This is a genomic window from Bradyrhizobium sp. TM239, from assembly GCF_036247985.1.
GTDB classification, from domain to species: Bacteria; Pseudomonadota; Alphaproteobacteria; order Rhizobiales; family Xanthobacteraceae; genus Bradyrhizobium; species Bradyrhizobium ottawaense.
In genome coordinates this window covers 157,879-181,336 of sequence record NZ_BTIR01000005.1, presented here as the reverse complement: position 1 = coordinate 181,336, position 23,458 = coordinate 157,879, and the positions used below count along the sequence as shown (strand labels likewise).

General features: G+C 64.9%; 25 protein-coding genes and 1 other RNA gene. 8 read left to right on the top strand and 18 right to left on the bottom strand.

Annotated elements, in window-relative coordinates; translation table 11 throughout:
- Positions 1–17: 17 nt before the first annotated feature.
- The 6 genes from AABA84_RS09660 to miaA all read right to left on the bottom strand — a co-directional run bounded on the left by AABA84_RS09660 (position 18) and on the right by miaA (position 5,876).
- Positions 18–620 carry a LysE family translocator gene (locus AABA84_RS09660; RefSeq protein WP_212249820.1) on the bottom strand — a complete coding sequence of 201 codons (603 nt, stop codon included), beginning with the start codon at positions 618–620 and terminating at the stop codon, positions 18–20.
- Positions 621–627: 7 nt separating this feature from the next.
- The gene (locus AABA84_RS09655; protein WP_212249822.1) at positions 628–1,503 is read right to left on the bottom strand and encodes an EamA family transporter; all 876 of its coding nucleotides are present in this window, start codon (positions 1,501–1,503) and stop codon (positions 628–630) included.
- A 45-nt stretch (positions 1,504–1,548) separates the two neighbouring features.
- Positions 1,549–2,244, bottom strand: coding sequence for a class I SAM-dependent methyltransferase (locus AABA84_RS09650; RefSeq protein ID WP_028145446.1), 696 nt, complete (start codon positions 2,242–2,244; stop codon positions 1,549–1,551).
- 3 nt (positions 2,245–2,247) lie between these two features.
- Positions 2,248–2,790 carry an acetolactate synthase small subunit gene (gene ilvN, locus AABA84_RS09645; protein ID WP_028145447.1) on the bottom strand — a complete coding sequence of 181 codons (543 nt, stop codon included), beginning with the start codon at positions 2,788–2,790 and terminating at the stop codon, positions 2,248–2,250.
- A gap of 24 nt (positions 2,791–2,814) precedes the next feature.
- Positions 2,815–4,590 carry an acetolactate synthase 3 large subunit gene (locus AABA84_RS09640; protein WP_212249824.1) on the bottom strand — a complete coding sequence of 592 codons (1,776 nt, stop codon included), beginning with the start codon at positions 4,588–4,590 and terminating at the stop codon, positions 2,815–2,817.
- A gap of 329 nt (positions 4,591–4,919) precedes the next feature.
- Positions 4,920–5,876, bottom strand: a complete 957-nt coding sequence (miaA, locus tag AABA84_RS09635) for a tRNA (adenosine(37)-N6)-dimethylallyltransferase MiaA (protein WP_212249826.1) — start codon at positions 5,874–5,876, stop codon at positions 4,920–4,922.
- An 11-nt stretch (positions 5,877–5,887) separates the two neighbouring features.
- Here miaA and serB point away from each other — a divergent pair, with 11 nt between their 5' ends.
- Positions 5,888–6,793 carry a phosphoserine phosphatase SerB gene (serB, locus tag AABA84_RS09630; RefSeq protein WP_212249828.1) on the top strand — a complete coding sequence of 302 codons (906 nt, stop codon included), beginning with the start codon at positions 5,888–5,890 and terminating at the stop codon, positions 6,791–6,793.
- A 153-nt stretch (positions 6,794–6,946) separates the two neighbouring features.
- Here the strand turns inward: serB and AABA84_RS09625 are convergent, their stop codons facing one another.
- From AABA84_RS09625 to AABA84_RS09570, 12 genes are all read right to left on the bottom strand, one after another.
- Positions 6,947–8,461 carry a Do family serine endopeptidase gene (locus tag AABA84_RS09625; RefSeq protein ID WP_338306246.1) on the bottom strand — a complete coding sequence of 505 codons (1,515 nt, stop codon included), beginning with the start codon at positions 8,459–8,461 and terminating at the stop codon, positions 6,947–6,949.
- A 141-nt stretch (positions 8,462–8,602) separates the two neighbouring features.
- Positions 8,603–8,809: a DUF2065 domain-containing protein gene (locus tag AABA84_RS09620; protein WP_028145452.1), complete on the bottom strand. Its 207-nt coding sequence runs from the start codon at positions 8,807–8,809 to the stop codon at positions 8,603–8,605.
- A gap of 72 nt (positions 8,810–8,881) precedes the next feature.
- The gene (hflC, locus tag AABA84_RS09615; protein WP_212249832.1) at positions 8,882–9,778 is read right to left on the bottom strand and encodes a protease modulator HflC; all 897 of its coding nucleotides are present in this window, start codon (positions 9,776–9,778) and stop codon (positions 8,882–8,884) included.
- Complete coding sequence (hflK, locus tag AABA84_RS09610) at positions 9,775–10,911, bottom strand: FtsH protease activity modulator HflK (RefSeq protein WP_028145454.1); 1,137 nt, start codon at positions 10,909–10,911, stop codon at positions 9,775–9,777. The genes hflC and hflK overlap by 4 nt, the downstream gene beginning before the upstream one ends.
- Positions 10,912–11,064: 153 nt before the next feature.
- Positions 11,065–11,574, bottom strand: a complete 510-nt coding sequence (locus AABA84_RS09605; protein WP_028145455.1) for a dihydrofolate reductase — start codon at positions 11,572–11,574, stop codon at positions 11,065–11,067.
- Positions 11,574–12,059 (bottom strand): GNAT family N-acetyltransferase, encoded by a 486-nt coding sequence (locus AABA84_RS09600; protein ID WP_212249834.1) that lies wholly within the window; start codon positions 12,057–12,059, stop codon positions 11,574–11,576. Before AABA84_RS09600 ends, AABA84_RS09605 begins: the two co-directional genes overlap by 1 nt.
- Before the next feature lie 5 nt (positions 12,060–12,064).
- The gene (locus AABA84_RS09595; RefSeq protein WP_018319711.1) at positions 12,065–12,859 is read right to left on the bottom strand and encodes a thymidylate synthase; all 795 of its coding nucleotides are present in this window, start codon (positions 12,857–12,859) and stop codon (positions 12,065–12,067) included.
- A 171-nt stretch (positions 12,860–13,030) separates the two neighbouring features.
- A complete protein-coding gene (locus tag AABA84_RS09590) occupies positions 13,031–14,011 on the bottom strand; it encodes a tripartite tricarboxylate transporter substrate binding protein BugD (protein WP_338311947.1) in 981 nt (326 codons plus the stop codon).
- A gap of 138 nt (positions 14,012–14,149) precedes the next feature.
- The gene (locus AABA84_RS09585) at positions 14,150–15,664 is read right to left on the bottom strand and encodes a tripartite tricarboxylate transporter permease (RefSeq protein ID WP_338311946.1); all 1,515 of its coding nucleotides are present in this window, start codon (positions 15,662–15,664) and stop codon (positions 14,150–14,152) included.
- Positions 15,665–15,671: 7 nt separating this feature from the next.
- Complete coding sequence (locus tag AABA84_RS09580) at positions 15,672–16,433, bottom strand: tripartite tricarboxylate transporter TctB family protein (protein ID WP_212429003.1); 762 nt, start codon at positions 16,431–16,433, stop codon at positions 15,672–15,674.
- Between the two features lie 94 nt (positions 16,434–16,527).
- Positions 16,528–17,058 (bottom strand): chromate transporter, encoded by a 531-nt coding sequence (locus AABA84_RS09575; protein ID WP_212249843.1) that lies wholly within the window; start codon positions 17,056–17,058, stop codon positions 16,528–16,530.
- Positions 17,055–17,672: a chromate transporter gene (locus AABA84_RS09570; protein WP_338311945.1), complete on the bottom strand. Its 618-nt coding sequence runs from the start codon at positions 17,670–17,672 to the stop codon at positions 17,055–17,057. Before AABA84_RS09570 ends, AABA84_RS09575 begins: the two co-directional genes overlap by 4 nt.
- A gap of 96 nt (positions 17,673–17,768) precedes the next feature.
- On the opposite strand from AABA84_RS09570, the gene ssrA reads away from it, so the two are divergent.
- The 7 genes from ssrA (at position 17,769) to feoB (ending at position 23,316) form a co-directional block, all read left to right on the top strand.
- Positions 17,769–18,133, top strand: a transfer-messenger RNA (tmRNA) gene (ssrA, locus tag AABA84_RS09565).
- A 115-nt stretch (positions 18,134–18,248) separates the two neighbouring features.
- Positions 18,249–18,767 (top strand): SspB family protein, encoded by a 519-nt coding sequence (locus AABA84_RS09560; RefSeq protein WP_091961476.1) that lies wholly within the window; start codon positions 18,249–18,251, stop codon positions 18,765–18,767.
- Between the two features lie 89 nt (positions 18,768–18,856).
- Positions 18,857–20,290 (top strand): class II fumarate hydratase, encoded by a 1,434-nt coding sequence (gene fumC, locus AABA84_RS09555; RefSeq protein ID WP_338306286.1) that lies wholly within the window; start codon positions 18,857–18,859, stop codon positions 20,288–20,290.
- Between the two features lie 281 nt (positions 20,291–20,571).
- Positions 20,572–20,760 (top strand): DUF4169 family protein, encoded by a 189-nt coding sequence (locus AABA84_RS09550; RefSeq protein ID WP_212249851.1) that lies wholly within the window; start codon positions 20,572–20,574, stop codon positions 20,758–20,760.
- A complete protein-coding gene (locus AABA84_RS09545; RefSeq protein WP_018319702.1) occupies positions 20,757–21,008 on the top strand; it encodes a ribbon-helix-helix domain-containing protein in 252 nt (83 codons plus the stop codon). Before AABA84_RS09550 ends, AABA84_RS09545 begins: the two co-directional genes overlap by 4 nt.
- Before the next feature lie 123 nt (positions 21,009–21,131).
- Positions 21,132–21,407 (top strand): FeoA family protein, encoded by a 276-nt coding sequence (locus tag AABA84_RS09540; protein ID WP_018319701.1) that lies wholly within the window; start codon positions 21,132–21,134, stop codon positions 21,405–21,407.
- Positions 21,408–21,444: 37 nt separating this feature from the next.
- Positions 21,445–23,316 carry a ferrous iron transporter B gene (gene feoB / locus AABA84_RS09535; RefSeq protein ID WP_212249858.1) on the top strand — a complete coding sequence of 624 codons (1,872 nt, stop codon included), beginning with the start codon at positions 21,445–21,447 and terminating at the stop codon, positions 23,314–23,316.
- Positions 23,317–23,458: the final 142 nt, after the last annotated feature.

The window sequence follows — 23,458 nt, the reverse complement described above, 5'->3', positions numbered from 1 at the left end:
CATGGAAATCCGCGACATCATGCATCCATGAAAACGGGGTAGAGGGAGGCCAGCAGCAGGAGCGCCATCAGGATATTGAAGGCGCGAACCAGCCGCTCCGAGGTCAGGACCGGCCGCAATGCGGAGCCGAACAGGGCCCAGACCACGGTCGAGACCGTGCCGACCAGCAGGCTGATAACGGTCTGGATCGCGATGTTGAGCGGAAACCGGGCAATCGCCGCATAGGCGGTGATGGTGCCGATCACGATCACCCAGCCCTTGGCGTTGATCCATTGGAACATCGCCGCGCCCCAGAAGGTCATCGGGCCGCGGCCGTCCTCCTCGCCCGGCCTGGTCGGGCCGGACATGGCGATCGCAGCGGCAAGATAGATCAGGTAGGCGGCACCGGCATATTTCAAAATGGTCTGGAGGATCGGGTAGGCCAAGAACACGGTGCCGAGCCCGAGGCCGACGGTGGCAACCATGAAGGCGAAGCCGAGGACGATTCCGACGATGTGCGGGATGGTTCGACGGAAGCCGTAGGTCAGGCCCGAGGACAGCAGCATGATATTGTTCGGCCCGGGCGTGAAGTACATCACGGCCATGAAGGCAAGGAAGGCATAGAACAGCGAGTAGGTCATGTTCACCTCACGCCGTCTTCGGCAGGACTTGCGGCCGCCTCGCCAGCACCATCACCGCGATACCACCGATCACGGTCAGCATGCCCGCAAGCCGCAGGGGTCCGAACCGCTCGCCGAACACGATGCTGGAGGCGGCCGAGCCGACGAACGGGACCAGCAGCGCGAACGGCACCACTTGCGCAGCGGGATAGTCGCGCAGCAGCCGTCCCCAGAGCCAGTAGGCGATGCTGGTCGAGATGGCGCCGATCACCAGCAGGCAGATCAAGCCGGTCAGTGACATGTGGATCAGCGACTCGAAGGTCGGCATTGGCCCGTTGACGACCAGCGCAAGCGCGAACAGCGGCACCGCAGCGATGAGACAGAGCCAGGCAAACAAATCGAACATCGGCGCGCCGCGGGCGCCGCGCAGCAGGAGATTGCCGACGGCAAAGCAGATCGGAGCGATCATCAGCACTGCAAATGCAGCGACACTGAAATCATAACCGACCGTACCGCAGATCATCAGAAGGCCGGTCGCAGCGATACCAACGCCGAGCGTCTGGACCGGCGTCGGCCGTTCGCCGAAGGCGATCGCGGCAAATCCGATGGTGAACAGGGCCTGGCTCTGCACCACGACGCTGGTCAGCCCCACGGGCACGCCATGCGCAATGCCGTACGCCTGGCTCAGGAATTGACCGAGGAACAACGTGAAGCTGATCGCGATCAGAAGCGACCATGCGACTTTCGGCTTGGGGATGAACAGGCACGGCAGCGCGGCGATGGAAAAGCGCATCGCGGTCATCAGTTCCGGCGAAAACTCGTCGAGCGCGATCCGGCTTGCCACGAAGGCAAGCCCCCAGATGATCGCCACCAGGATGGCGATGAGGATATCGGCCGGCTTCATTGTTGTTCTCGGTTCTGCCCTGTCGTGCAGCCCTGTTGTTGTCGTCTAGCCTTGCTCGCCGGCTCTTGGTTTGCGCAGCAGATACGTGCCGTGCATCGGTGCGTGGTAATCGGCCGAGACCAGCGTGAAGCCGACGTCGGTCAGCATCCGCTCCATCACCCAGCCGAAGGTGGAATATTCGTCGCGCATATGCATCACCACGCCCTCGCGCGAAAAATCGTGGTTCTTGATGTGGTAGTCGGCCCATTGCTCCACGTCGCGCTCGATCGCGTCGGGCATGGAGGCGTAGACGATGTCGCGCAGATAAAAGCTCGCGCCCGGCTTGAGCGCGCGAAAAATCCGCGACATCGCGACCGCCTTCCAGAAATCCGGCAAATGGTGCAGCGTGAATTCGCTGACGATCAGATCGTAGGATTCCGGCCGATAGGCGAAGCTGAGCAGGCCGGCGGACTGGGTGCGCACGGGCGCCTTGCGATCGCGCGCGTAGATCTCCGCAAGCGCCAGCATCGCCGGCGAGATGTCGATGGCGTCGACCTCGGCGCCCAGCAGCGCGGCTTCGGTCGCCAGCACGCCGTTGCCGCAGCCGATGTCGGCGATGCGCCAGCCGCGCTGGACTCCCAGCATTTTCAGCGCGGCGCGCGCCCGCAGATCGGCATCGTCGTGGGCGTCGTAGATCGAGGCCACCGCGGGCTCGATCCCCATCCGGTTCCGCTCGTTATAGTACCAGTCGCGCGCCAGCATGGTTCACATCCCTTCAGGCCCGCGGCCGATCGCGGCAACGCCGGTGCGCGACACCTCGACGAGGCCGAGCGGGCGCATCAGGTCGATGTATTGATTGATCTTGTCCGTATTGCCTGTGATCTCGAACACAAAGCTCTCGGTCGTTGCGTCGATCACGCGGGCGCGGAACGCATCCGCGAGCCTGAGCGCCTCGACCCGGTGCTCGCCCTGCCCCCGCACCTTCACCATCGCGAGCTCCCGTTCGATCGAGCGCCGGGTCTGGGTCATGTCGACGACCTGGTAGACCGGGATCATGCGGTCGAGCTGGTTCTTGATCTGCGCGATCACCATCGGCGTCCCCGTGGTGACGATGGTGATGCGCGACAGATGTTTCTGGGCCTCGGTTTCGGAGACCGTAAGGCTTTCGATGTTGTAGCCGCGGCCCGAAAACAGGCCGATGACGCGCGCGAGCACGCCCGGCTCGTTCTGCACGAGCACGGCAAGCGTGTGCGTCTCGTTCGGATCATGGCGCTCTTCGATGAAGTAGGCGGATGCGGGCTGGTTCATTGTCGTCCCCTCAAATGTCTCGCGTCACACCAGCGCCTTGCCGCCGGCGAAAGCCTTGGCGGTGGCCTCGTCGTTGGCCTGCTCCGGCAACAGCATCTCGTTGTGCGCCTTGCCGGACGGAATCATCGGGAAGCAGTTTTCCAGCGACGCGACGCGGCAGTCGAACAGCACCGGGCGCTTGACCGAGATCATCTCCTGAATGGCACCGTCGAGATCGCCGGGCTTGTGCACCTGGAAGCCGACGCCGCCGTAAGCTTCCGCGAGCTTGACGAAGTCCGGCATCGCCTCCGAGTAGGAATGCGACAGCCGGTTGCCATGGAGCAGCTGCTGCCACTGCCGCACCATGCCCATATACTGGTTGTTCAGGATGAAGATCTTGATCGGCAGCTCGTACTGAACCGCCGTCGACATCTCCTGCATCGTCATCTGCACCGACGCATCGCCCGCGATGTCGATGACCAGGCTGTCGGGATGGGCAACCTGCACGCCGACCGCGGCCGGCAGGCCGTAGCCCATGGTGCCGAGACCGCCCGACGTCATCCAGCGATGCGGCTCCTCGAAGCCGAAGAACTGCGCCGCCCACATCTGGTGCTGGCCCACTTCCGTCGTGATGTAGGTATCCTTGCCGCGCGTCGCCTCGAACAGGCTCTGGATCGCGTGCTGCGGCAGGATGATGTCGTTGCTCTTCTTGTAATACAGCGAGTTGCGGGCGCGCCACTGCGCGATCTGCTGCCACCACGCCTTGATGTCGGGCTTCTTCGCCTCCGCCTTGAACACCTGGAGGATGTCGCCGAGGATGTTGCCGCAATCGCCGATGATCGGCACGTCGACGCGGATGTTCTTGTTGATCGAGGACGGGTCGATGTCGATGTGGATCTTCTTCGAGCCCGGCGAGAACGCGTCGACGCGGCCGGTGATGCGGTCGTCGAAACGCGCGCCGACGCACAGCATGACGTCGCAATCATGCATCGTCATGTTGGCTTCGTAGGTGCCGTGCATGCCGAGCATGCCGAGCCAGTTCTTGCCCGACGCCGGATAGGCACCGAGGCCCATCAGCGTCGAGGTGATCGGAAAGCCGGTGACCTCGACCAGCTCGCGCAGCAGCCTGGTCGCCTCGGGGCCGGAATTGATGACGCCGCCGCCGCTGTAGATCACGGGGCGCTTGGCATTGGCGAGCAGCGCCACGGCCTTGCGGATCTGGGTCGCATCGCCCTTGACGCGCGGCGCGTAGGAGCGGTGCACGTCGGACTTGCGCGGCGGATGATAGGTGCCGGTCGCGAACTGCACGTCCTTGGGAACGTCGACCAAGACGGGGCCGGGACGGCCCGTGGTCGCAACGTAGAACGCCTCGTGCAGCACTTTTGCGAGATCGTTGACGTCGCGCACCAGCCAATTGTGCTTGGTGCAGGGACGCGTGATGCCGACGGTGTCGCATTCCTGGAACGCGTCGTTGCCGATCAGATGCGTCGGCACCTGGCCGGAGATGCAGACCAGCGGGATCGAGTCCATCAGCGCGTCGGTCAGCGGCGTCACCATGTTGGTGGCGCCGGGGCCTGACGTCACCAGCGCAACGCCCGGCTTGCCGGTCGAGCGCGCATAACCTTCGGCCGCATGGCCCGCGCCCTGCTCGTGACGGACCAGGATGTGCTGGACCTCGCTCTGCTGGAAGATCTCGTCGTAGATCGGAAGCACCGCGCCGCCGGGATAGCCGAAAATGTCGGTCACGCCGTGATCGATGAGCGCGCGGACGATCATCGCGGCGCCGGTCATCTGGTTCGGATCGTGGCTCTTGTCGCTCATTGGCTTGCTCCGGATGCGCTGTTGTCAGCGGCTTCGTTCGTGTCGGGTTCGGGAAATAAAAAAGGCCCCGAAGAGGGCCCATGCACACCGCCTGTCATGTGGATGGCAGCTAGCCACCCCCGGCGGTGTGCCTGGGTACGACGGCGATAAGGAGTTTGGTAATAATGTTACGCATGGCAGGTGCCCGGCTTCCCAAAGGTTGCGCGAAACATAGCGGCCAAAGCCCGGATGTCAAGGCGATGCGGCCGTTCCCGCGCGATTTTGCCAGTGTAGCGGTGTTCCCCGGGTTCGGCGAGAGGTAAATTTGGGAACCCGGACAGAAAAGCGCCTCAGGCGAGGTCGCGGGCCGCGTTCGCAATGGCGGCGAGCCATCCCCTCGCCTCCCCCGGCTTCACCCATTCGAACTCCGGCAATTGGTGCCGGAACCAGGTGAATTGCCGCTTGGCATAGTGGCGGGTGTCGGCGCGGCCGATTCCTGCGGCGTCCTCCAGGCTGAGCTCACCGCGCAGATGCCGGATCAGGGCCGGCACGCCATGGGCCTTCATCGCCGGCAGCAGCGGATCGAGGTGTCTGGCCGCGAGCCGCTCGACCTCGCTCAATGCACCGGTGCCCAGCATGGCATCGAAGCGGGCATCGATGCGGGCGTAAAGCTCGTCCCGCTCGGGCGCGAGAAATACCGCGCGAAAACTGTCCTTCGGTAGCAGCGGCGGCTGGCCCTCCTGGTGCCAGTCGAGCAGCGAACGGCCGGTCGCCTCGACCACTTCGAGTGCGCGCGCAATGCGCGTGCGGTCACGCAGGTTCAATCGCCCGGCCGCGCTGGGATCACGACGCGCCAGTTCCGCATGCAGCGCCTCCGCGCCGTTCCGTTCCAGCCGCGCGCGCACGTCCTCGCGCACCTCGGCGGGAATCGGCGGCACCACGGAGAGCCCGGCCGTCAGCGCCTTGAAATAAAGCCCGGTGCCGCCGATGAAGATCGGCAGGCGACCTTCCGCTTTCGCCTCGTCGAGCGCCTTGGCGGCATCACTCACCCAGGCACCGGCCGAGAAATTCACGGCTGCATCGACATGACCGTACAGGCGATGCGGCGCGCGCGCTTCCTCGATTTGTGTGGGACGCGCCGTGATGATGCGGAGGTCGCGATAGACCTGCATGGAATCGGCATTGATGACGACCCCGTCCGTGCTGAGGGCAAGCTCCAGCGCCAGCGCCGACTTGCCGCTGGCGGTCGGGCCTGCGATAAGCACGGCCTTGCCGACATGGCTTCTGCTGACTTGCCCCTCGCTCACGAAAACCTCAAATGTCCCTCGTCGCCACGCTGATCTGCAACCCCGACAATCCCGCTCTCGACTCGACCATCGTCGATGGCGCCCGCGCCGTGCTGCCCCAGGCAGCTCCCGCGCACTGGCTGTTCGACGGGGTCGCGGTCGACATCCCCTTCGGCGCCGACAGTAACCTCGAAGGCGACCGTCACGCCATCGAGGAGCGGCTCCGCGAGCTTCGCGGCGACCTGCCCGTCGACATCGTCGTGCAGCCAGTCGGCGCCCGGCGCAAGAGACTTTTTCTCGCCGACATGGATTCCACCATGATCGGCCAGGAATGCATCGACGAGCTCGCCGATCTCGTCGGGATGAAGGCCCACGTGGCCGCCATCACCGAACGCGCGATGCGCGGCGAGATCGAGTTCGAGCCGGCGCTGCGCGAGCGCGTCGCGCTGCTGAAGGACCTGCCCGCCGGCGTGGTCGACGAGGTGCTGGCCAAGCGCATCACGCTGACCCCGGGCGGCCGCGAACTGGTCGCGACCATGCGCGCCCACGGCGCCTATACCTGTCTCGTCTCCGGCGGCTTCACGCTGTTCACGACCGCGGTCGCCGCCAAGATCGGCTTCCAGGAGAACCGCGCCAACGAGCTCGTCGTGCGCGACGGCAAGTTCACCGGCGAGGTGAAGGAGCCGATTCTGGGCCGCGCGGCGAAGCTCGCGACGCTCGTGGATCTGATGGAGTCGTTCGATCTCGACGACATCGACTCGGTCGTGGTCGGCGACGGCGCCAACGATCTCGCCATGATCCAGGCGGCGGGACTGGGCGTCGCCTATCATGCCAAGCCGGCCGTGGCGGCCGCGGCAGCGGCGCGGATCGACCACGGCGACCTCACCGCGCTGCTGTATGCGCAGGGGTATCGGCGGGACGAGTTCGTGGAGGGGTAGCCTCTCTCGTCGTCAGCTCTCGCTGTTCGCTCAGAAGCCGTCGGGTGGGCAAAGGCGCGCTGGCGCCGTGCCCACCACTCTCGCAGCGATAGTGGAAAGTCGGTGGGCACGGCGCTATGCGCCTTTGCCCACCCTTCGAGACTGCCCTAGCAACTACTGCACGCTCAGCGCCACGAACCGCAGTTCGCCGTCGGCGTTGGAGACCAGCAGCAGCACCGACTTCTTGCCGTCCTTCTTGAGCTGGTCGACGCGCTTCTGGATGTCGGCGCCGCTGGTGACGGCCTCCTGCGCGACCTCGACGATGACGTCGCCGGCGGAGAGGCGCTTCTCGGCGGCGTCGGAATTGGCGTCGACATTGGTGACGACCACGCCCTTGACGCTCTCCTTGATCTTGTAGCGCGTGCGCAGATCCTTGTTCAGCACCGCAAGATCAAGGCCGAGCGCCTTCTGCGTCACGGTCTTTTCGGGCGCGGGCTCGTCGGTCTTCACCGCGGCCTGCACCTTGTCGGGATCCTGGAGGCGGCCGAGCGTGACCTTCTTGGTTTCCTCCTTGCCCTTGCGGATGATGACGACGTCGACCTCCTTGCCGACCGCGGTGTCGGCGACGACGCGGGACAGGTCCTTCGGATCCTTGACGTCCTTGCCATCGAACTTGACGACGACGTCGCCCGGCTCGATGCCGGCCGGCTTGGCCGGGCCCTTGTCGTCGACGCCGGCAACCAGCGCGCCGCGCGCCGGCTTGATGTTGAGGCTCTCGGCGATCTCGTCGGTGACGCTCTGGATGCGCACCCCTAACCAGCCGCGGCGCAGCTCGCCGAACTGACGGAGCTGGTCGACGACACCTGCGACCGTCTTCGAGGGCACGGCGAAGCCGATGCCGATCGAGCCGCCCGAGGGCGAGATGATCAGCGTGTTGACGCCGATGACGTCGCCGTCGAGGTTGAACAGCGGACCGCCGGAATTGCCGCGGTTGATGGAGGCGTCGGTCTGGATGTAGCTGTCATAGGGACCCGAGGAGATGTCGCGGTTCTTGGCCGAGACGATGCCGGCCGTCACCGTGCCGCCCAGGCTGAACGGGTTGCCGATCGCGACCACCCAGTCGCCGAGACGCAACTTGTCGCTATCGCCGAACTTCACCGCGACCAGCGGCTTGGTCGGCTTGAACTTCAGCACCGCAAGGTCGGTCTTCTTGTCGACGCCGACCAGCTCGGCCTTGATCTTGGTACCGTCGTTGAGGATGACGTTGATCTCGTCGGCGTCCGCGATGACGTGGTTGTTGGTGACGACGACGCCTGACGTGTCGATGATGAAGCCGCTTCCGAGCGAGTTGGTCTTGCGCGGCGGCTGGCCGCCGTCGCCGCGCTCGCCACCCTTGCTGCCGCCCGGACCTTTGCGGTTCTTGAAGAAGTCGTCGAAGAACTCCTCGAAGGGCGAGCCGGGCGGCAATTGCGGCATGGCGTTGCTGCCGCCGCCCTTGGCCTCGACGGTCTGCGAGGTCGAGATGTTGACGACCGCGTCGATCACCTTCTCGGCGACGTCGGCGATGCCCTCCGGTCCGCGCGCATAGACCGGCGTACCGAACGCGCTGAAACCAGCGACGGCGAGCGCGGCCAGCCCAATTCGCACACCAAGTCGCGAGCGGGACGGGGCAATGGTGGCAGCGGTCATTGTGATCTCCAGAGAGAGGGATTCGGCGCCAGACTGCGCTTGACGGGAGGACGGCGCAAGCGCGGAGCTTAACGGGCCTCAGAACCCCGATAATACGGCGAAAACCGGTCTGTCGCCTTCACTTTGGCGTTGGCGCGACGCCTAAATTGGGCGCCGCATAACCCAGATCAGGACCAGGCCGACGACGGCCGAACCGATCCCGACTGCCCGCAGGATGTTGTCCGGCGTGGCGATGGCGCTCTTCATGGCCTTGCGCATCCAGTTAGGACTTGCCGCAAACATCAAGCCTTCCAGCACGAACAGGATGCCCAAGCCGATGAGGAAGTCGGCGAACGCAATGGACCTCATCGGATTGGAACCTCCCGTGATGCTATTCTTGTCTGGACGAAGGGCGGCGAGATCCGCCGCCCTTTGTCTAGCTTACGGCTTCGCCGGCGTCTCGGTCGCCATCTTGCCGGACGGGTTACTGAAGTACCGGAAGAAATCCGAGTCCGGCCGCAGCAGGAAGCGGGTGTCGTTCGACTTCAGCCCGTTCTCGTAGGCCGTCATCGACCGGTAGAAGGCGAAGAAGTCGGCATCCTTGCTGTAGGCTTCGGCGAACAGGCGGTTGCGCTCGGCATCGCCGGCACCCCGGGTCTGCTCGGCCTGCGAATTCGCTTCCGCGACGATGACGGTCGCCTCACGATCGGCCTTGGACTTGATCTCCTGGGCCTTCTGGCCGCCCTGTGCGCGGAACTCGGCCGCCTCGCGCTCGCGCTCCGTCTTCATACGTTGATAGACCGCCTGGCTGTTCTGCTCCGGCAGGTCGGCGCGGCGGATCCTGACGTCGACGACCTGGATGCCGTAACCGTCGGCCTCGCGATCGAGCTGGTCGCGGATGCGCTGCATCAGCTTCTCGCGATCGTCGCGCACCACGTTGATGAAGGTGACCTCGCCCAGCACGCGGCGCAGCGCCGCGTTCAGGAGCGTGGTGAGCTGGATGTTGGCAGCCTGGATCGAGCCGACGCTCTGATAGAAGCGCAGCGCGTCCTTGATGCGGTAGCGCGCGAAGGCGTCGACCACGAGCCGCTTCTGATCGGAGGCGATCGCTTCCTGCGACGGGTTCTCCAGGTCGAGAATCCGCTTGTCGATGTTGATCACCGAATTCCACGGCGCCTTGAAGTGCAGGCCGGGTGCGGTGACGACGTCGACGGGCCGGCCGAACTGCAGCACGATGGTCTGCTCGGTCTGCTGCACCGTGAACAGCGACATGTAGCCGACGATCACGACGAGCAGGAGGGCGAGCAGGGTAACGATACCTGTGACCGGGGACCTCATCGGCTGCCTCCGCTCGACTGCGGACCGGTGGTAGGCGGCCGCTTGGTCGTCAGTTCGCCGAGCGGCAGATAGGGCACGATGCCCTGGCCCGAGGGCCCGCCGTCATAGACGAGCTTGTCCGCGCCGCCGAGCACGCGCTCCATCGTCTCCAGATAGATCCGTTCACGCGTCACGTCGGGCGCCTTCTTGTATTCCTCGTACACCTTCAGGAAGCGCGCGCTCTGGCCCTTGGCCTCGGCAACCGCCTGCTCCTTGTAACCTTCGGCGGCTTGCATGATCTGCGCCGAGCGTCCGCGCGCCTGCGGCACCACCTGGTTGGCGTAGGTCTGTGCCTCGTTCTGCAACTGCTCGAGATTGGCGCGCGCCGCCTGGACGTCGCGGAAGGCGTCGATCACCTGCGCCGGCGGATCGACCTTCTGCATCTGCACCTGGCTGACCTGAATGCCGGCGCCGTAGCTGTCCAGGGTCTTCTGGATCAGCTCCTGCACGCCCTGCTCGGTGACGTTGCGCGCGCCGGTGAGGATCGGCTGGATCTGCGAGCGGCCGATCACCTCGCGCATCGCGCTCTCGGAGACCGCCTTCACAGTGCCTTCGGGATTTTGGATGTTGAAGAGGAAGTCGCCGACGCCATCCGGCTTGATGCGCCAGAGCACGGTGAAGTCGACGTCGACGATGTTCTCGTCGCCGGTCAGCATCAGGCTCTCTTCCGGCACGTCACGAATGGAGCGGCCGCGCCGCGCCGGATCGTCGATCAGCGTCATGCCGATGGAGATGGTGTTGACGCGCAGCGCCTTGGGCAGCAGCACTGTCTCGATCGGATAGGGCAGATGATAGTTCAGGCCCGGTTGCACGGTGCGAACATGCTTGCCGAAGCGCAGCACGACGCCGAGCTCTTCGGACTGCACGCGGAAGAAGCCCGACAGCAGCCAGAACGCGACAATCAGCAGCACGATCAGCGTGATGCCGATGCCGGAGAAATAGCCTCCCGGCATGATCTGCTGGAGGCGGTCCTGGCCGCGCCGCAGAAGGTCTTCCAGATCCGGCGGCCTCGGCCCGACCGGTTGCGGGCCTGAGCCCCATGGTCCCTTCGGACCCGAGCCCCATGGGCCACCGCCCTGATTCTTCCACGGCATTCGACGCTCTCCTCGGCAGGGTGGAATTGCCCCCGCCCGCTTTGTCCGGTCCGGCTTTATAGGGGACAGGCAAGTCCCTTACAACGCAGCCTTCGCCGTCTTTCGAGCTATGCTCGGGCACGAAAAAGTCAATGTAAACATTGACGAAAGCGGTTAATGGCCGCGCCGCCGACGATATGTCACATAGGAGAAGTCGGCGCTGTCGTCGGGGCCGGCAGCATGGCGGATACGTTCAACCTCGTCCCATTCCGCCTTGTCGATGTCGAAACGCGTGTCGCCTTCGGGGCGCGCGTGCACTTCGGTGACTTCGAGGCGATCGGCGCGATCGAGCCATTGCCGATAGATCTCGGCGCCGCCGATCACCGCGATCTCGGTGACCGAACGCCGCAGGGCGTCGCCAAGTGCAACCGCGCCGGCATCAGCGGCCGATGTCGTGACAATGGCGCCGTTGGCGCGATAGGCCGCATCGCGCGTGATCACGATGTTGGTGCGGTCCCGCAGCGGCCGGGGCAGGGATTCGAAGGTCTTGCGGCCCATGACCACGGGCTTGCCGATCGTGAGCGCCTTGAAGCGCGCCATGTCGGATTTCATGCGCCACGGCATGGCGTTGCCGGCGCCGATGACGCCGTTCTCCGCGATGGCGACGACGAAGACGATCTCCATCAGGGCGCACTCCCGGCAAGCCGCGTCAGCGCTGGCCCGGTGACACGGCACAGCGTCCAGTCGTCCATCATGACGGCGCCGAGAGATTTGTAGAACGCGATCGACGGCGCGTTCCAGTCGAGCACCGCCCATTGCAGGCGGGACCAGCCGTTGTCGACGCATTCCTTGGCGAGATAGACCAGCAGGGCCTTGCCGAGGCCCCTGCCCCGGTGCGACGGCCGCACGTAGAGATCTTCGAGATAGATGCCATGGCGGCCGCTGAAGGTGGAGAAATTCGTAAACCACACCGCGAAGCCGACCGGCTCGCCGTTCCACTCTGCGATCGCGCAATAGAGCTGTGGCCTCTCGCCGAACAGCGCATCAGCGATGTCGGCCTCGGTCGCCTCGACCTCGTGCGAGAGCTTTTCGTATTCGGCGAGCTCGCGGATGAAAGCGAGAACGAGCCCGGCTTCGCCCGGGCGCACACGACGGATGTTGAGCGACATCGGCGCTAAACCGCGACTTCCGCCTTGATGTGCGGATGCGGATCGTAGCCGACGAGCTCGAAATCCTCAAAGCGGAAGGAGAAGATGTCCTTCACGTCGGGATTGATCCGCATCACCGGCAGCGCGCGCGGCGCGCGCGTGAGCTGAAGCCGGGCCTGCTCCAGATGGTTGGAGTAGAGATGGGTATCGCCGAACGAATGCACGAAGTCGCCGGGCTTCAGGCCGGTGACCTGCGCCACCATCATCGTCAGCAGCGCATAGGAGGCGATATTGAAGGGCACGCCGAGGAAGACGTCGGCCGAACGCTGATAGAGCTGGCAGGACAGCTTGCCGCCTGCGACGTAGAACTGGAACAGGCAATGGCATGGCGGCAGCGCCATCTTGTCGACTTCGGCTGGATTCCACGCCGAGACGATCAGGCGGCGCGAGTCCGGATTGCGCTTGATCATATCGACCACGTTCGCAATCTGGTCGATGCTGCGGCCGTCGGGCGCCGGCCAGGAGCGCCATTGATGGCCATAGACCGGGCCGAGATCGCCATTGGCGTCCGCCCATTCGTCCCAGATGGTGACGCCGTTGTCCCTGAGATATTTGATGTTGGTGTCGCCCTTCAGGAACCACAGCAGCTCGTGGATGATCGCCTTCAGCGGCAGCCGCTTGGTGGTCAGCATCGGGAAGCCGGCCGACAGATTGAAGCGCATCTGGTGGCCGAACACCGAGAGCGTACCGGTGCCGGTTCGGTCGGTCTTCTCGGCGCCGTCTGAAAGAATCCGCTCGAGCAGGTCCTGATACTGGTGCATGTGCGACTGAGCCTTTGGGGAGGCGGCGAACTTAGCGACCGCCCCCGCGCTGCAACAGCGGCGATTCGCTGTCCGCTCCGATTATACCCGGAAAAGTGAGTGGTCCCGGCGCAAACGACAAGGGGCGGAACTTACGTCCCGCCCCCTGCCCTATCGGCTTGATCGCATTGCCTAAGTTGCCGGCTTGAGCACCGGGGTCCATTTTGCGATTTCGTTCTTCACGAGGGTGGCCAGCGCCTCCGGCGTCCGCTCCGCGGGACCCGGGATGACGCTGCCGAGCTCGAGCAGGCGTTTCTTCACGGTCTCGTCGTCGAGCGCCTTGCTGGCCGCAGCATTCAGGCTGGCCAGGATCGCCGGCGAAGTTCCCTTGGGCGCGAACATCGCATTCCAGGCCTGGGCCTGGAATTTCGGCAGGCCCGCTTCCGCCGTCGTCGGCACGTTCGGCAGCGACGGATTGCGCTCCGGCGTTGCGATCGCATAGGCCTTGATGGTGCCGGCATTGATCTGCGGCACGGCGTTGACGATCTGGTCGCACATGTAGTCGACCTGCCCCGCCACCAGCGCGTTCATCGCGGGTCCCGTGCCGTTGAAGGGCACGCCGACCGGCTTGATGTCGAGGATCGAGTGCAGCAGCTCGCAGGAGACGTGCGAGACCGAGCCGACGCTGGCATGGGCAGCGTTCACCTTCTCGGCGTTGGCCTTCACATAGGCCACGAACTCCTTCAAATCCTTCGGCGGAAAGTCCTTGCGCGCGAGGATCAGGATCGGGGTACCCGCGAGCAGCGCGATCGGCTCGAAGTCCTTCTCGGGATGGTAGGCGAGCTTGGGATAGAGCGGCACCGAGGCGGCATGCGTGCCCATATGCCCGGTGATCAGCGTATAGCCGTCATTGGCCGCGCGCGCGGCGCGGGTGGTCGCGGTGGTGCCGCCGGCGCCGACCACGTTCTCGATGATGATGCTCTGGCCCAGCGTCTGCGCCATGTGCCCGGTGACGATGCGCGCGATGACGTCGGTCGGACCGCCGGCCGCAAACGGCACGATCATGGTGATGCCGCGCGTCGGATAAGTCTGCGCTTCAGCCGGCGCAACAAAAGCGCACAGCGACGCGAGCGCTGCGGCACATGCGCCTGTGAGCGCGCGAATGAAGGTCATGTCGATCCCCGTATCGGTCCTTGGACCAAACAAAAATGCCGGCCAAAAGGCCGGCATTTTCATTTCACGAAGCCGTCACACAAGTCGATTCGACTTCCGAATGCGGCGCGCCGACGCAGGCACGCAGCGCCCGCGCCCTCAGTTCTCGGATTCGGTGAACACCTGGTCGCGCTTCGAGCGCAACGCGGGCAGCACCGTGAGCAGCAGCAGGCTCGCTGCGATCGCGAGCAGCACCGCCGACAGCGGACGCGTCAGGAACACGCTCCAGTCGCCGCGCGAGATCAGCAGCGCGCGGCGCAGGTTCTCTTCCATCAGCGGTCCGAGCACCATGCCGAGCAGCAGCGGCGCCGGCTCGAAATCGTGCTTGATCAGCCAGTAGCCGACGAGACCGAACACGCCGGCGAGGATGACGTCGACCGGCGCGTTGTTCACCGAGTAGATGCCGATCGCGCAGAAGATCACGATCGACGGGAACATCAGCCGGTACGGCACGCGGAGCAGCCGGACCCAGATTCCGACCAGCGGCAGGTTGATGATGATCAGCATCAGATTGCCGATCCACATCGAGGCGATCATGCCCCAGACGAGGTCGGGCTGCTTCTGCATCACCTGCGGACCCGGCACGATGCCGTGGATGGTCATCGCGCCCACCATCAGCGCCATCACCGCGTTCGGCGGAATGCCGAGCGTGAGCAGCGGGATGAAGGAGGTCTGTGCTGCGGCATTGTTGGCGCTTTCCGGCGCCGCCACGCCCTCGATCGCGCCGCGGCCGAACCGCTTCGGATCCTTGGCAAGCTTCTTCTCGAGCGTATAGGCCGCGAACGAGGCGATGACCGCACCACCGCCGGGCAGGATGCCGAGGATGGAGCCGAGCACGGTGCCGCGCAAGATCGCCGGCGTGGAGTCCTTTAGGTCCTTCCTGGTCGGCATCAGGCCGGTGATCTTCTGCTGCACGAGATCGCGGTTCATCTCGGCGCCATGGTCGAGATTGCGGATGATCTCGGCAAAGCCGAACACACCCATCGCCACCGTCGCAAAGCCGAGGCCGTCGGCGAGCTCCGGAATGTTGAAGGCCATGCGCGAGGCGCCGGTCTCGATGTCCGAGCCGACCATCGACAGCAAGAGGCCGAACACGATCATCGCGATCGCCTTCAGCACCGAGCCCTTGGCCAGCACCACGGCGAAGATCAGGCCGAGCACCATCAGCGAGAAATATTCGGCCGGGCCGAACGCCAGCGCGAGTTTTGTGAGTGGCGCACCGAGCACGGCGATCAAAACGGTCGCGACGCAGCCGGCGAAGAACGAGCCGATCGCCGCGATCGCCAGCGCCGGGCCGGCGCGGCCCTGCTTGGCCATCTGGTGACCGTCGATGGCGGTGACGACCGATGTCGCCTCACCTGGAATATTGACCAGGATCGACGTGGTCGAGCCACCATACTGGGCGCCGTAATAGATGCCGGCGAGCATGATCAGCGCACCGACCGGCGGCAGTCCGAAGGTGATCGGCAGCAGCATCGCGACGGTGGCGATGGTGCCGATGCCCGGCAGAACACCGACCAGCGTGCCGACGAGGGCACCGATCAGGCACATCAGGAGGTTGATCGGAGAGAGCGCGACGGCAAAGCCGTGAGCGAGGTTGGCAAAAATATCCATCACGCCCTCACTGGATCAGGAAACGCGGAAACATCGGCATCGGTAGCCCGAGCACGTAGGGAAAGAGGATTGCGCAGCCAAGCGTCAGGCAGGCGCCGACGATGGCGGCCTCCAGCCAGCGCGTCTCATGCGACCCCGTCGCCGCGATCATGAAGCTCGCAAAGGCCGTGACCACGAGGCCGAGCGGCCGGATCGCCAGCGCGAAGAACAGGATCGCCGCCATCACGAACATCGGCCCGCGCCATGAGTAATGGGCCATCGCCGGCCCATCGGTCAAAAGACCGGTCAGGGCGATGCCGGCGGACAAGGCCACCAGCAGTCCGCCGAACATCCGCGGCGCAGTACCGGCGCCGAAGGAGAAGCCGCGCATGCCCTGCAGATCGCTCGAGGCCCACAGCGCAAACAAGGCCAGCGCCATCAGGATGACCCCGCCGACATAGTCCTGCGCCGACCGGATGGTCATGAACAGCGTGACGATCGCCACCGCAAAGATCGGATAGGAATAAATCAGCGCGAGCAGCACCTCGGACGACGCCTTCTTGGTGTCACCGCTGGCCGCTCCGATCAACGTACCGGGCGCACCGGCGAGCAACGCGGTGGCGTGGCTGATCACGACCGTGGCCGGGCCGCGCCCCGCGCCCCAACCGAAAATCGTCCCTATCGACCAGATGAATTCGAAAATCTGCGGCGCAATCGCCAGCAGACAGAAGCCGAGCGCCACCGATGTGTTTCGGGTGGCTGTCGCCGAGTGGCCCATCGTATCGGCCATGCATGTCTCCTCCGCGACCCGTAAGTCACGAGCACTGTTGTTCTAAATCGGCTGGAAATGGATCCCCCGCCCGACCACTGCCTAGCGATTTTCATTACACAATGCCAGCGAAACCCAACAGTCCCCCGGCGAGCAGGAGCCAGAGTGGATTGATGCGCGAGACGGACGCGATCACCGCAACCATTGCGGTCAGAAGCACTGCAGCAATCGTGCGATCGGTCGACTGGGCCAGGATCAGGGCGCTCGCCGCCATCAAGCCGATCGAAAGCGGAACCAGTGCAGCCTGAATCAAACCGGGCCAGCGCGATTGGCTGGGCCGGTTCAGGAGCCGGCTGACATAATAGGCAAGCAGCGCCGTCGGCAGGCACATCGCCAGCGTCGCCGCCAGCGCGCCGGGAATGCCGGCGACGGCATAGCCGATTAACGTCACGATAAGCACGTTCGGACCTGGCGAGAGCTGCGCGATCGCATAGGCGTCGGTGAACTGCTTGTCGGTCATCCAGTGATGCACCTCGACTGCGATGCGGTGCATCTCGGGCACCGCCGCCGCGGCGCCGCCGACGGCGAGCAGCGACATCAGTCCAAAGGTGGAGATCAGCGCCCAGATCGGATTCTCAGGCTTCATGCTGCTACTTTCCGCCGCAGGAAAAAAGAGGCGCCGACACTGACGGGGATCGCGACCAGCAGCACCGCCGGAAGCGGCAGGCGGAGCACGCCGATGGCGAGGAACACGCCGGCCATCAGGATCAGTGCGAGGGGATCCGTCCGCTTCAGCAGCGGCGTCATCATGCGGAACACTACCGCGATCAAGAGACCGACCGCCGCGCAGGAGATGCCGGCGAGGCTGCGGCGCAGCACGTCGACGTCGCCGTAACGGGCGTAGATGATCGCAAGCACCGTCATGATCAGCGTCGGCGGCAGCAACAGGCCGGCAAAGGCGGCAAGCCCGCCCGCGATGCCGCGCAGCCTTGATCCGAACACCATGGACAGATTGACGATGTTAGGTCCGGGCAGGAAATGACAGAGCGCAAAGGTCTCGTTGAACTCGTCCGCATTCATCCAGCGGGGCCGCTCGACGATCGCCCGCCGGGCAAACACCAAAACCCCGCCGAAGCCGGCCAGCGACATCCGGGCAAAGGCAAGAAACAGCGCGACGAGCCCGGGCGCGGGGGCATGGGTGGCGGGGATATCCGCCTCTCGATCCGGCTCTTGGGCGGCCGGTGCTGAATCCGTGGACATGTCAGGAGCTTAGAACGCGAGGCTCCACGCGGCCAAGATCATAGGGAAGGCCATCCGGAACCTATCCAAAGGGAACCGTGGGATCGCCGCGCGAAACACCTGTCATTCGAAACCTTTGCGCCCTATATTGGCGTTGCCGGTTCGCCGGCTATGGAAATAAACGGTCGTCGCAATAAACCATTCGGACCCGGGGGCGGTACCCGGCGCCTCCACCAAAGCCCACCAACGGGTCATCCCGAAGCGGGCTTTGGCGGGGGCGAAATAGGATCGACGAGGGCGTAAAGGGCGAACTTTTTCCCGGTATTGTTCCGCCGTTATCGGGCTATGCAATAGTTGCCAACGACAACTTTGCTCCGGTTGCTCAGGCTGCGTAACGCAGTTTGAAAGACCATTCTGAAGTCCTAACGGGTTAAGCTCCGTTAGGCGGGGTTCGGAGGCACCTGGCAACAGAAGCCTCCACTTTACTCTTGATTTCTTCCCCGGCGGGGACTCCTGCTGACCCGTCAGGCGCGGTACTATTGCGGCTTGGCGAGTCGGGTCGGCACGGTCCGGCTTCGGGGATGCAACAGGACCACCATGGCGACCGATCATATCCGATACGATGTGCTGGCCCGCGACGCGCTGCGCGGCGTGCTGCGGAAGGTGCTGACCGATGCCGCGGCCCAAGGCCTGCCGGGCGAGCACCATTTCTTCATCACCTTCGTGTCGAAGGCCGAGGGCGTGAAGCTGTCGTCGCGGCTGCTCGCGCAATATCCGGAAGAGATGACGATCATCCTGCAGCATCAGTTCTGGGATCTGACCGTGCTCGAAGACCGCTTCGAGGTCGGCCTGTCCTTCGGCGGCATTCCGGAGCGGCTGATCGTGCCGTTCAGCGCCATCAAGAGCTTCCTCGATCCGTCCGTGAAGTTCGGCCTGCAGTTCGACACGTCCGACGTCGCCGAGGTCGCGCCCGAGACGCTGCCGGCGGCTCCCGCGCCGTCGGCCGTCGCCGTGCAGACGCCTGCTCCCGAAACGGCGGAAAGCACGGAGGAGCCGGCGGCCCCGAACCAGGGCGGCGCCGAAGTGGTGCGGCTTGATCGTTTCCGCAAGAAATGATCTAGGTTAGACCCGAACCCGTCGCACGCGGCCGAACTCCCTATATAGAGAAGCACATGAAAGCGCTGCGCGGTGTTTCGCGCGGCAGAATGGATGTGCTCATGGCCAAAGCCGCCCGCGCGAAGACCGCCCGCCCCGCCACCCGCATCGAGACCGACAGTTTCGGTCCCATCGAGGTCCCTGCCGACCGCTATTGGGGCGCGCAGACCGAACGCTCGCGCCAGAACTTTCGCATCGGCACCGACCGCATGCCGATCTCGCTGGTGCACGCGCTCGGCATCGTCAAGCTCGCCGCGGCACAGTCCAACCTCGAGCTCGGCCTGCTCGACCGGCGCCGCGCCAATGCGATCATCAGCGCCGCGCGCGAGGTGATCGAGGGCAAGCTCGATGACCATTTCCCGCTCGTCGTGTGGCAGACCGGCTCGGGCACGCAGAGCAACATGAACCTCAACGAGGTGATCGCCAACCGCGCCAACGAGCTGCTCGGCGGCGAGCTCGGCGCCAAGAAGCCGGTGCATCCCAACGATCACGTCAACATGAGCCAGTCGTCGAACGATTCGTTTCCGACCGCGATGCACATCGCCGCCGCAAGCCGCATCAATGCCGATCTCGTCCCGGCCCTCGGCGAGCTGCTCCGCGCGCTGCGCAAGAAGGAGAAGGCGTTCGCGAAGATCGTGAAGATCGGCCGAACTCATACGCAGGATGCAACGCCCCTGACGCTCGGGCAGGAGTTTTCCGGCTATGCGGCGCAGGTGGAAAGCGGCATCGCCCGGCTCAAGGTCGCGGTGAAAGACCTCTATCCCCTGGCGCAGGGCGGCACCGCGGTCGGCACCGGCCTCAACTCGAAGCCGCGCTTTGCAAAGCTGTTCGCAAGGCACGTTGCCGCGATCACGAAGCTGCCCTTCACCAGCGCCGCCAACAAGTTCGAGGCGCTGGCCTCGAACGACGCCTATGTGCTGGTGCATGGCGCCATCAATTCGGTCGCGACAGGCCTGTTCAAGATCGCCAACGACATCCGCCTCCTGGGATCAGGCCCGCGCTCGGGGCTAGGCGAGCTGATCCTGCCGGAGAACGAGCCGGGCTCCTCGATCATGCCGGGCAAGGTCAATCCGACCCAGTGCGAGGCGATGACCATGGTCTGCTGCCAGGTGTTCGGCAATCACACCGCGATCACGGTGGCCGGCAGCCAGGGCCATTTCGAGCTCAACGTCTACAAGCCCGTGCTCGCCTACAACATGCTGCACTCGATCCGCCTGATGGCGGATGCCGCGCGATCCTTCACCGAGCATTGCGTGAGCGGTATCCGTGCCGACGAAAAGCGCATCAGTGAGCTGATGCAGCGCTCGCTGATGCTGGTGACGGCGCTGGCCCCGAAGATCGGCTACGACAACGCCGCCAAGGTGGCCAAGACGGCCCATGCCAACGGCACCACGCTGAAGGAGGAGGCGCTGCGGCTCGGCTTCGTCTCGGCCGACGAGTTCGATCGCCTGGTCCGCCCCGAGAAAATGACCAGCCCGGGATAGAACTCCGAATTCCGATAGCCATCCGTAATGATACGGACGCTCGCCGCCCTAGAAATGTGCGGCTTTGGGGGCGGGATTTGATTACCGTCAATGTTCCGGCCGGACGGCGTGCTACGCAGCCTTTCCGCCCCTCGACGGGGGCGAAATTCATCGTTTGATGGCCCGAGCGGCCGATTGACGAGGACAAGCGAATGGCGATCAAGTCTTGTGGGGCGCAGTGCGGCACCCTGTTTCTGAGTGTTTCATCCTGCCTGGAAAGGATCGGATGATGGAGACGCGGCATGGGGAACGTCATCAACCTGAATCGTTTCAGGAAGCGCGCCGAACGGGAAGCCTCGGCGAAACAGGCGGACGTCAACCGGACGAAGTTCGGCCGCACGAAGGCGGACCGGTCGGCGGAGGAGACGCGCGCGGACAAGGCGAAGGCGCACCTGGATCAGCATCAGATCGATCGCGAGGAGCAGCCATGAAGTCGCCCGTCGTGAAACGGTCGATCGTCGTCGCCGGGCACAAGACCAGCGTCAGCCTGGAAGAGGCGTTCTGGAACGGCATGAAGGAGATTTCCGGCCTGCGCAACATGACGTTGTCCGAGCTGGTCGGCGAGATCGACAACAACCGCCAGCAGGGCAACCTGTCGTCGGCGATCCGTCTGTTCGTCCTGGACTACTTCAAGAGCCGGGCGATGGCTCCCCAGCCGGACAAGGTCGCGGCCCAGTAGCCGCCCAGCCCTCGGGGGCGCCTTCGACGGCGCTCCGCCACCCGCACTTTAAAATCACTCTAAGGTGCGGTTTCAGGGAGCGCGCGCGCTTGACCTCAATGCCTTGCGTTGAAAATACAGGGCATGACCGACACCAATGACACGCGCCCGCACATGCCGCTGGGTCTGGCCCAGCGCGGCTATACCGGCGTCATCCAGCATCTTTCCGCTCGCGAGGCGGGCTCGGCGCTCTCCGACATCGAGCTCGAGAGCCGCCTGATCGAGCTCGGCTTCGTCGAGGGGGCCCGGGTCGAGGTCCTGCACGAGGGGCTGGTCGGGCGCGACCCGATCGCCGTGCGGGTCGACAGCATCACGATTGCGGTCCGCCGCCGCGAAGCCATGGCCATCATCGTCGCCTAGATAGCGACCGGACCTCTGACCCCGGACCAGTGATTCCATGGAATTACCCCTGCTGCATCTCGCCCTGGTGGGCACGCCGAACAGCGGCAAGACCTCGCTGTTCAATGCCCTGACCGGCAGCCGGCAAAAGGTCGCGAACTATCCCGGCGTCACCGTCGAGCGCAAGGAGGGCTTCTTCGTCACGCCCCTGGGGCGTCAGGTCTCGGTGGTCGACCTGCCCGGCACCTATTCGCTGCGCGGCCGCAGCCCCGACGAGGAGATCACCCGCGACTTCGTGCTCGGCAAGGCCTCCGGCGAGACCGTGCCCGATCTCGTGCTGTGCGTCGCCGATTCCACCAATTTGCGGCTGACCATCCGCCTGCTGCTCGAGCTCAAGCGCACCGGACGGCCGATGCTGCTCGTGCTCAACATGTTCGACATCGCAGCCCGCCGCGGCATCACGGTCGACGTCGAGCGGCTCGCCAAGGAGCTCGGCCTGCCCGTGGTCACCTCGATCGCGGTGCGCAAGGGCGGCACCGCCGACCTCTTGAAGTTGACCGACGAGATCTCGGTAAGGCTCGCCGCCGAGGCGGCGGCGAACAGCTGGCGCGCGCTCAGCGTATCCGAATTGCGCGCAACCCAGCGCGAGGCCGACCGCATCATCGCCGACTGCGTCAGCCTGCCTGCTAGACCCGACACCTGGACCGCGCGGATCGACGCGGTCGTGCTGCATCCGGTCGGCGGCCTCATCGTGCTGGCGCTGATCCTGTTCGTGATGTTCCAGGCGGTGTTCGCCTGGGCGCAACCGCTGATGGAGCTGCTCAATTCGGGCTTCGATGCGCTCGGCGAGCTCGTTCACGCCACCCTGCCCGCCGGCCTGTTGCAGAGCTTCCTCCAGAACGGCGTGATCTCTGGCGTCGGCAGCGTCATCGTGTTCCTGCCACAGATCATCATCATCTTCCTGTTCATCCTGCTGCTGGAAGATTTCGGCTACATGGCGCGCGCCGCGTTCCTGATGGACCGCATCATGGGCGGCGCCGGCCTGCACGGCCGCGCCTTCATTCCGCTGCTGTCGAGCTTTGCCTGCGCCATTCCCGGCATCATGGCGACGCGCGTGATCGACAACAAGCGCGACCGGCTGACCACGATCCTGATCGCGCCGCTGATGACCTGCTCGGCGCGCATTCCGGTCTACACGCTGATCATCTCCGCCTTCATTCCGGCGAAGGACGTCTGGGGCTTCATCAACCTGCAGGGCCTCGTGATGTTCGGCCTCTACGCCGCCGGCATCATCAGCGCGCTTGCCGTCTCGTTCCTGATCAAGTTCTTCATGCTGCGCGACTATGCGCCGGCGCCGTTCATGCTGGAGCTGCCGGACTACAAGATGCCGCAGCTGAAATCGATCGCGATCGGCATCTACACCCGCGCCAAGATGTTCCTGGTGCGGGCCGGCACCACGATCTTCTCGATGATGGTGCTGATCTGGTTCCTGGCCTCGTTCCCGCAGCCGCCGGCGGGCGCCACCGAGCCCGCCATCGACTTCAGCCTCGCCGCCATCATCGGCAAGGCGCTCGAGCCGCTGCTCGCGCCGGTCGGCTTCAACTGGCAGATCGCGGTCGCGCTGATCCCGGGCATGGCGGCGCGCGAGGTCGCGGTCGCGGCGCTCGGCACCGTCTATGCGATCGAAGGCGGCAAGGAAGCGGCCGAGCAGATCGGACAGGTGCTCGCGACGAAATGGTCGCTCGCCACCGCGCTGTCGATGCTGGCCTGGTACATCTTCGCCCCGCAATGCGCCTCGACGCTGGCCGTGATCCGGCGCGAGACCGGAAGCTGGACCTGGATGGCCGTGACCTTCACCTACATGCTGGTGCTGGCCTATGCCGCGAGCCTCCTGACCTACAACGTCGCGGTGGCGCTGGGCGCCGGCTGAAGCCCTCAAAACTAAAATTGCGAAAACAACCCCATGCACAGTAGACCGGGGTTGTGAAATCAATGGCTTACGCGAGTGCAGGAATCATCCGGGCCAGGCGATCCCAGGAAACCGCGACCATTGATTTCGGTCAATGGTCCAC

Coding starts and splice junctions, on each gene's coding strand:
- hflC (WP_212249832.1), bottom strand. CDS start 9,778: ATGAGGTCCCCGGTCACAGGTATCGTTACCCTGCTCGCCCTCCTGCTC.
- AABA84_RS09625 (WP_338306246.1), bottom strand. CDS start 8,461: ATGACCGCTGCCACCATTGCCCCGTCCCGCTCGCGACTTGGTGTGCGA.
- AABA84_RS09655 (WP_212249822.1), bottom strand. CDS start 1,503: ATGAAGCCGGCCGATATCCTCATCGCCATCCTGGTGGCGATCATCTGG.
- AABA84_RS09650 (WP_028145446.1), bottom strand. CDS start 2,244: ATGCTGGCGCGCGACTGGTACTATAACGAGCGGAACCGGATGGGGATC.
- fumC (WP_338306286.1), top strand. CDS start 18,857: ATGGATGTGCTCATGGCCAAAGCCGCCCGCGCGAAGACCGCCCGCCCC.
- ilvN (WP_028145447.1), bottom strand. CDS start 2,790: ATGAACCAGCCCGCATCCGCCTACTTCATCGAAGAGCGCCATGATCCG.
- AABA84_RS09560 (WP_091961476.1), top strand. CDS start 18,249: ATGGCGACCGATCATATCCGATACGATGTGCTGGCCCGCGACGCGCTG.
- AABA84_RS09640 (WP_212249824.1), bottom strand. CDS start 4,590: ATGAGCGACAAGAGCCACGATCCGAACCAGATGACCGGCGCCGCGATG.
- serB (WP_212249828.1), top strand. CDS start 5,888: ATGTCCCTCGTCGCCACGCTGATCTGCAACCCCGACAATCCCGCTCTC.
- AABA84_RS09620 (WP_028145452.1), bottom strand. CDS start 8,809: ATGAGGTCCATTGCGTTCGCCGACTTCCTCATCGGCTTGGGCATCCTG.
- hflK (WP_028145454.1), bottom strand. CDS start 10,911: ATGCCGTGGAAGAATCAGGGCGGTGGCCCATGGGGCTCGGGTCCGAAG.
- AABA84_RS09590 (WP_338311947.1), bottom strand. CDS start 14,011: ATGACCTTCATTCGCGCGCTCACAGGCGCATGTGCCGCAGCGCTCGCG.
- AABA84_RS09575 (WP_212249843.1), bottom strand. CDS start 17,058: ATGAAGCCTGAGAATCCGATCTGGGCGCTGATCTCCACCTTTGGACTG.
- AABA84_RS09600 (WP_212249834.1), bottom strand. CDS start 12,059: ATGTCGCTCAACATCCGTCGTGTGCGCCCGGGCGAAGCCGGGCTCGTT.
- AABA84_RS09605 (WP_028145455.1), bottom strand. CDS start 11,574: ATGGAGATCGTCTTCGTCGTCGCCATCGCGGAGAACGGCGTCATCGGC.
- feoB (WP_212249858.1), top strand. CDS start 21,445: ATGGAATTACCCCTGCTGCATCTCGCCCTGGTGGGCACGCCGAACAGC.
- AABA84_RS09595 (WP_018319711.1), bottom strand. CDS start 12,859: ATGCACCAGTATCAGGACCTGCTCGAGCGGATTCTTTCAGACGGCGCC.
- AABA84_RS09550 (WP_212249851.1), top strand. CDS start 20,572: ATGGGGAACGTCATCAACCTGAATCGTTTCAGGAAGCGCGCCGAACGG.
- AABA84_RS09585 (WP_338311946.1), bottom strand. CDS start 15,664: ATGGATATTTTTGCCAACCTCGCTCACGGCTTTGCCGTCGCGCTCTCT.
- AABA84_RS09570 (WP_338311945.1), bottom strand. CDS start 17,672: ATGTCCACGGATTCAGCACCGGCCGCCCAAGAGCCGGATCGAGAGGCG.
- AABA84_RS09660 (WP_212249820.1), bottom strand. CDS start 620: ATGACCTACTCGCTGTTCTATGCCTTCCTTGCCTTCATGGCCGTGATG.
- AABA84_RS09580 (WP_212429003.1), bottom strand. CDS start 16,433: ATGGCCGATACGATGGGCCACTCGGCGACAGCCACCCGAAACACATCG.
- AABA84_RS09540 (WP_018319701.1), top strand. CDS start 21,132: ATGACCGACACCAATGACACGCGCCCGCACATGCCGCTGGGTCTGGCC.
- AABA84_RS09545 (WP_018319702.1), top strand. CDS start 20,757: ATGAAGTCGCCCGTCGTGAAACGGTCGATCGTCGTCGCCGGGCACAAG.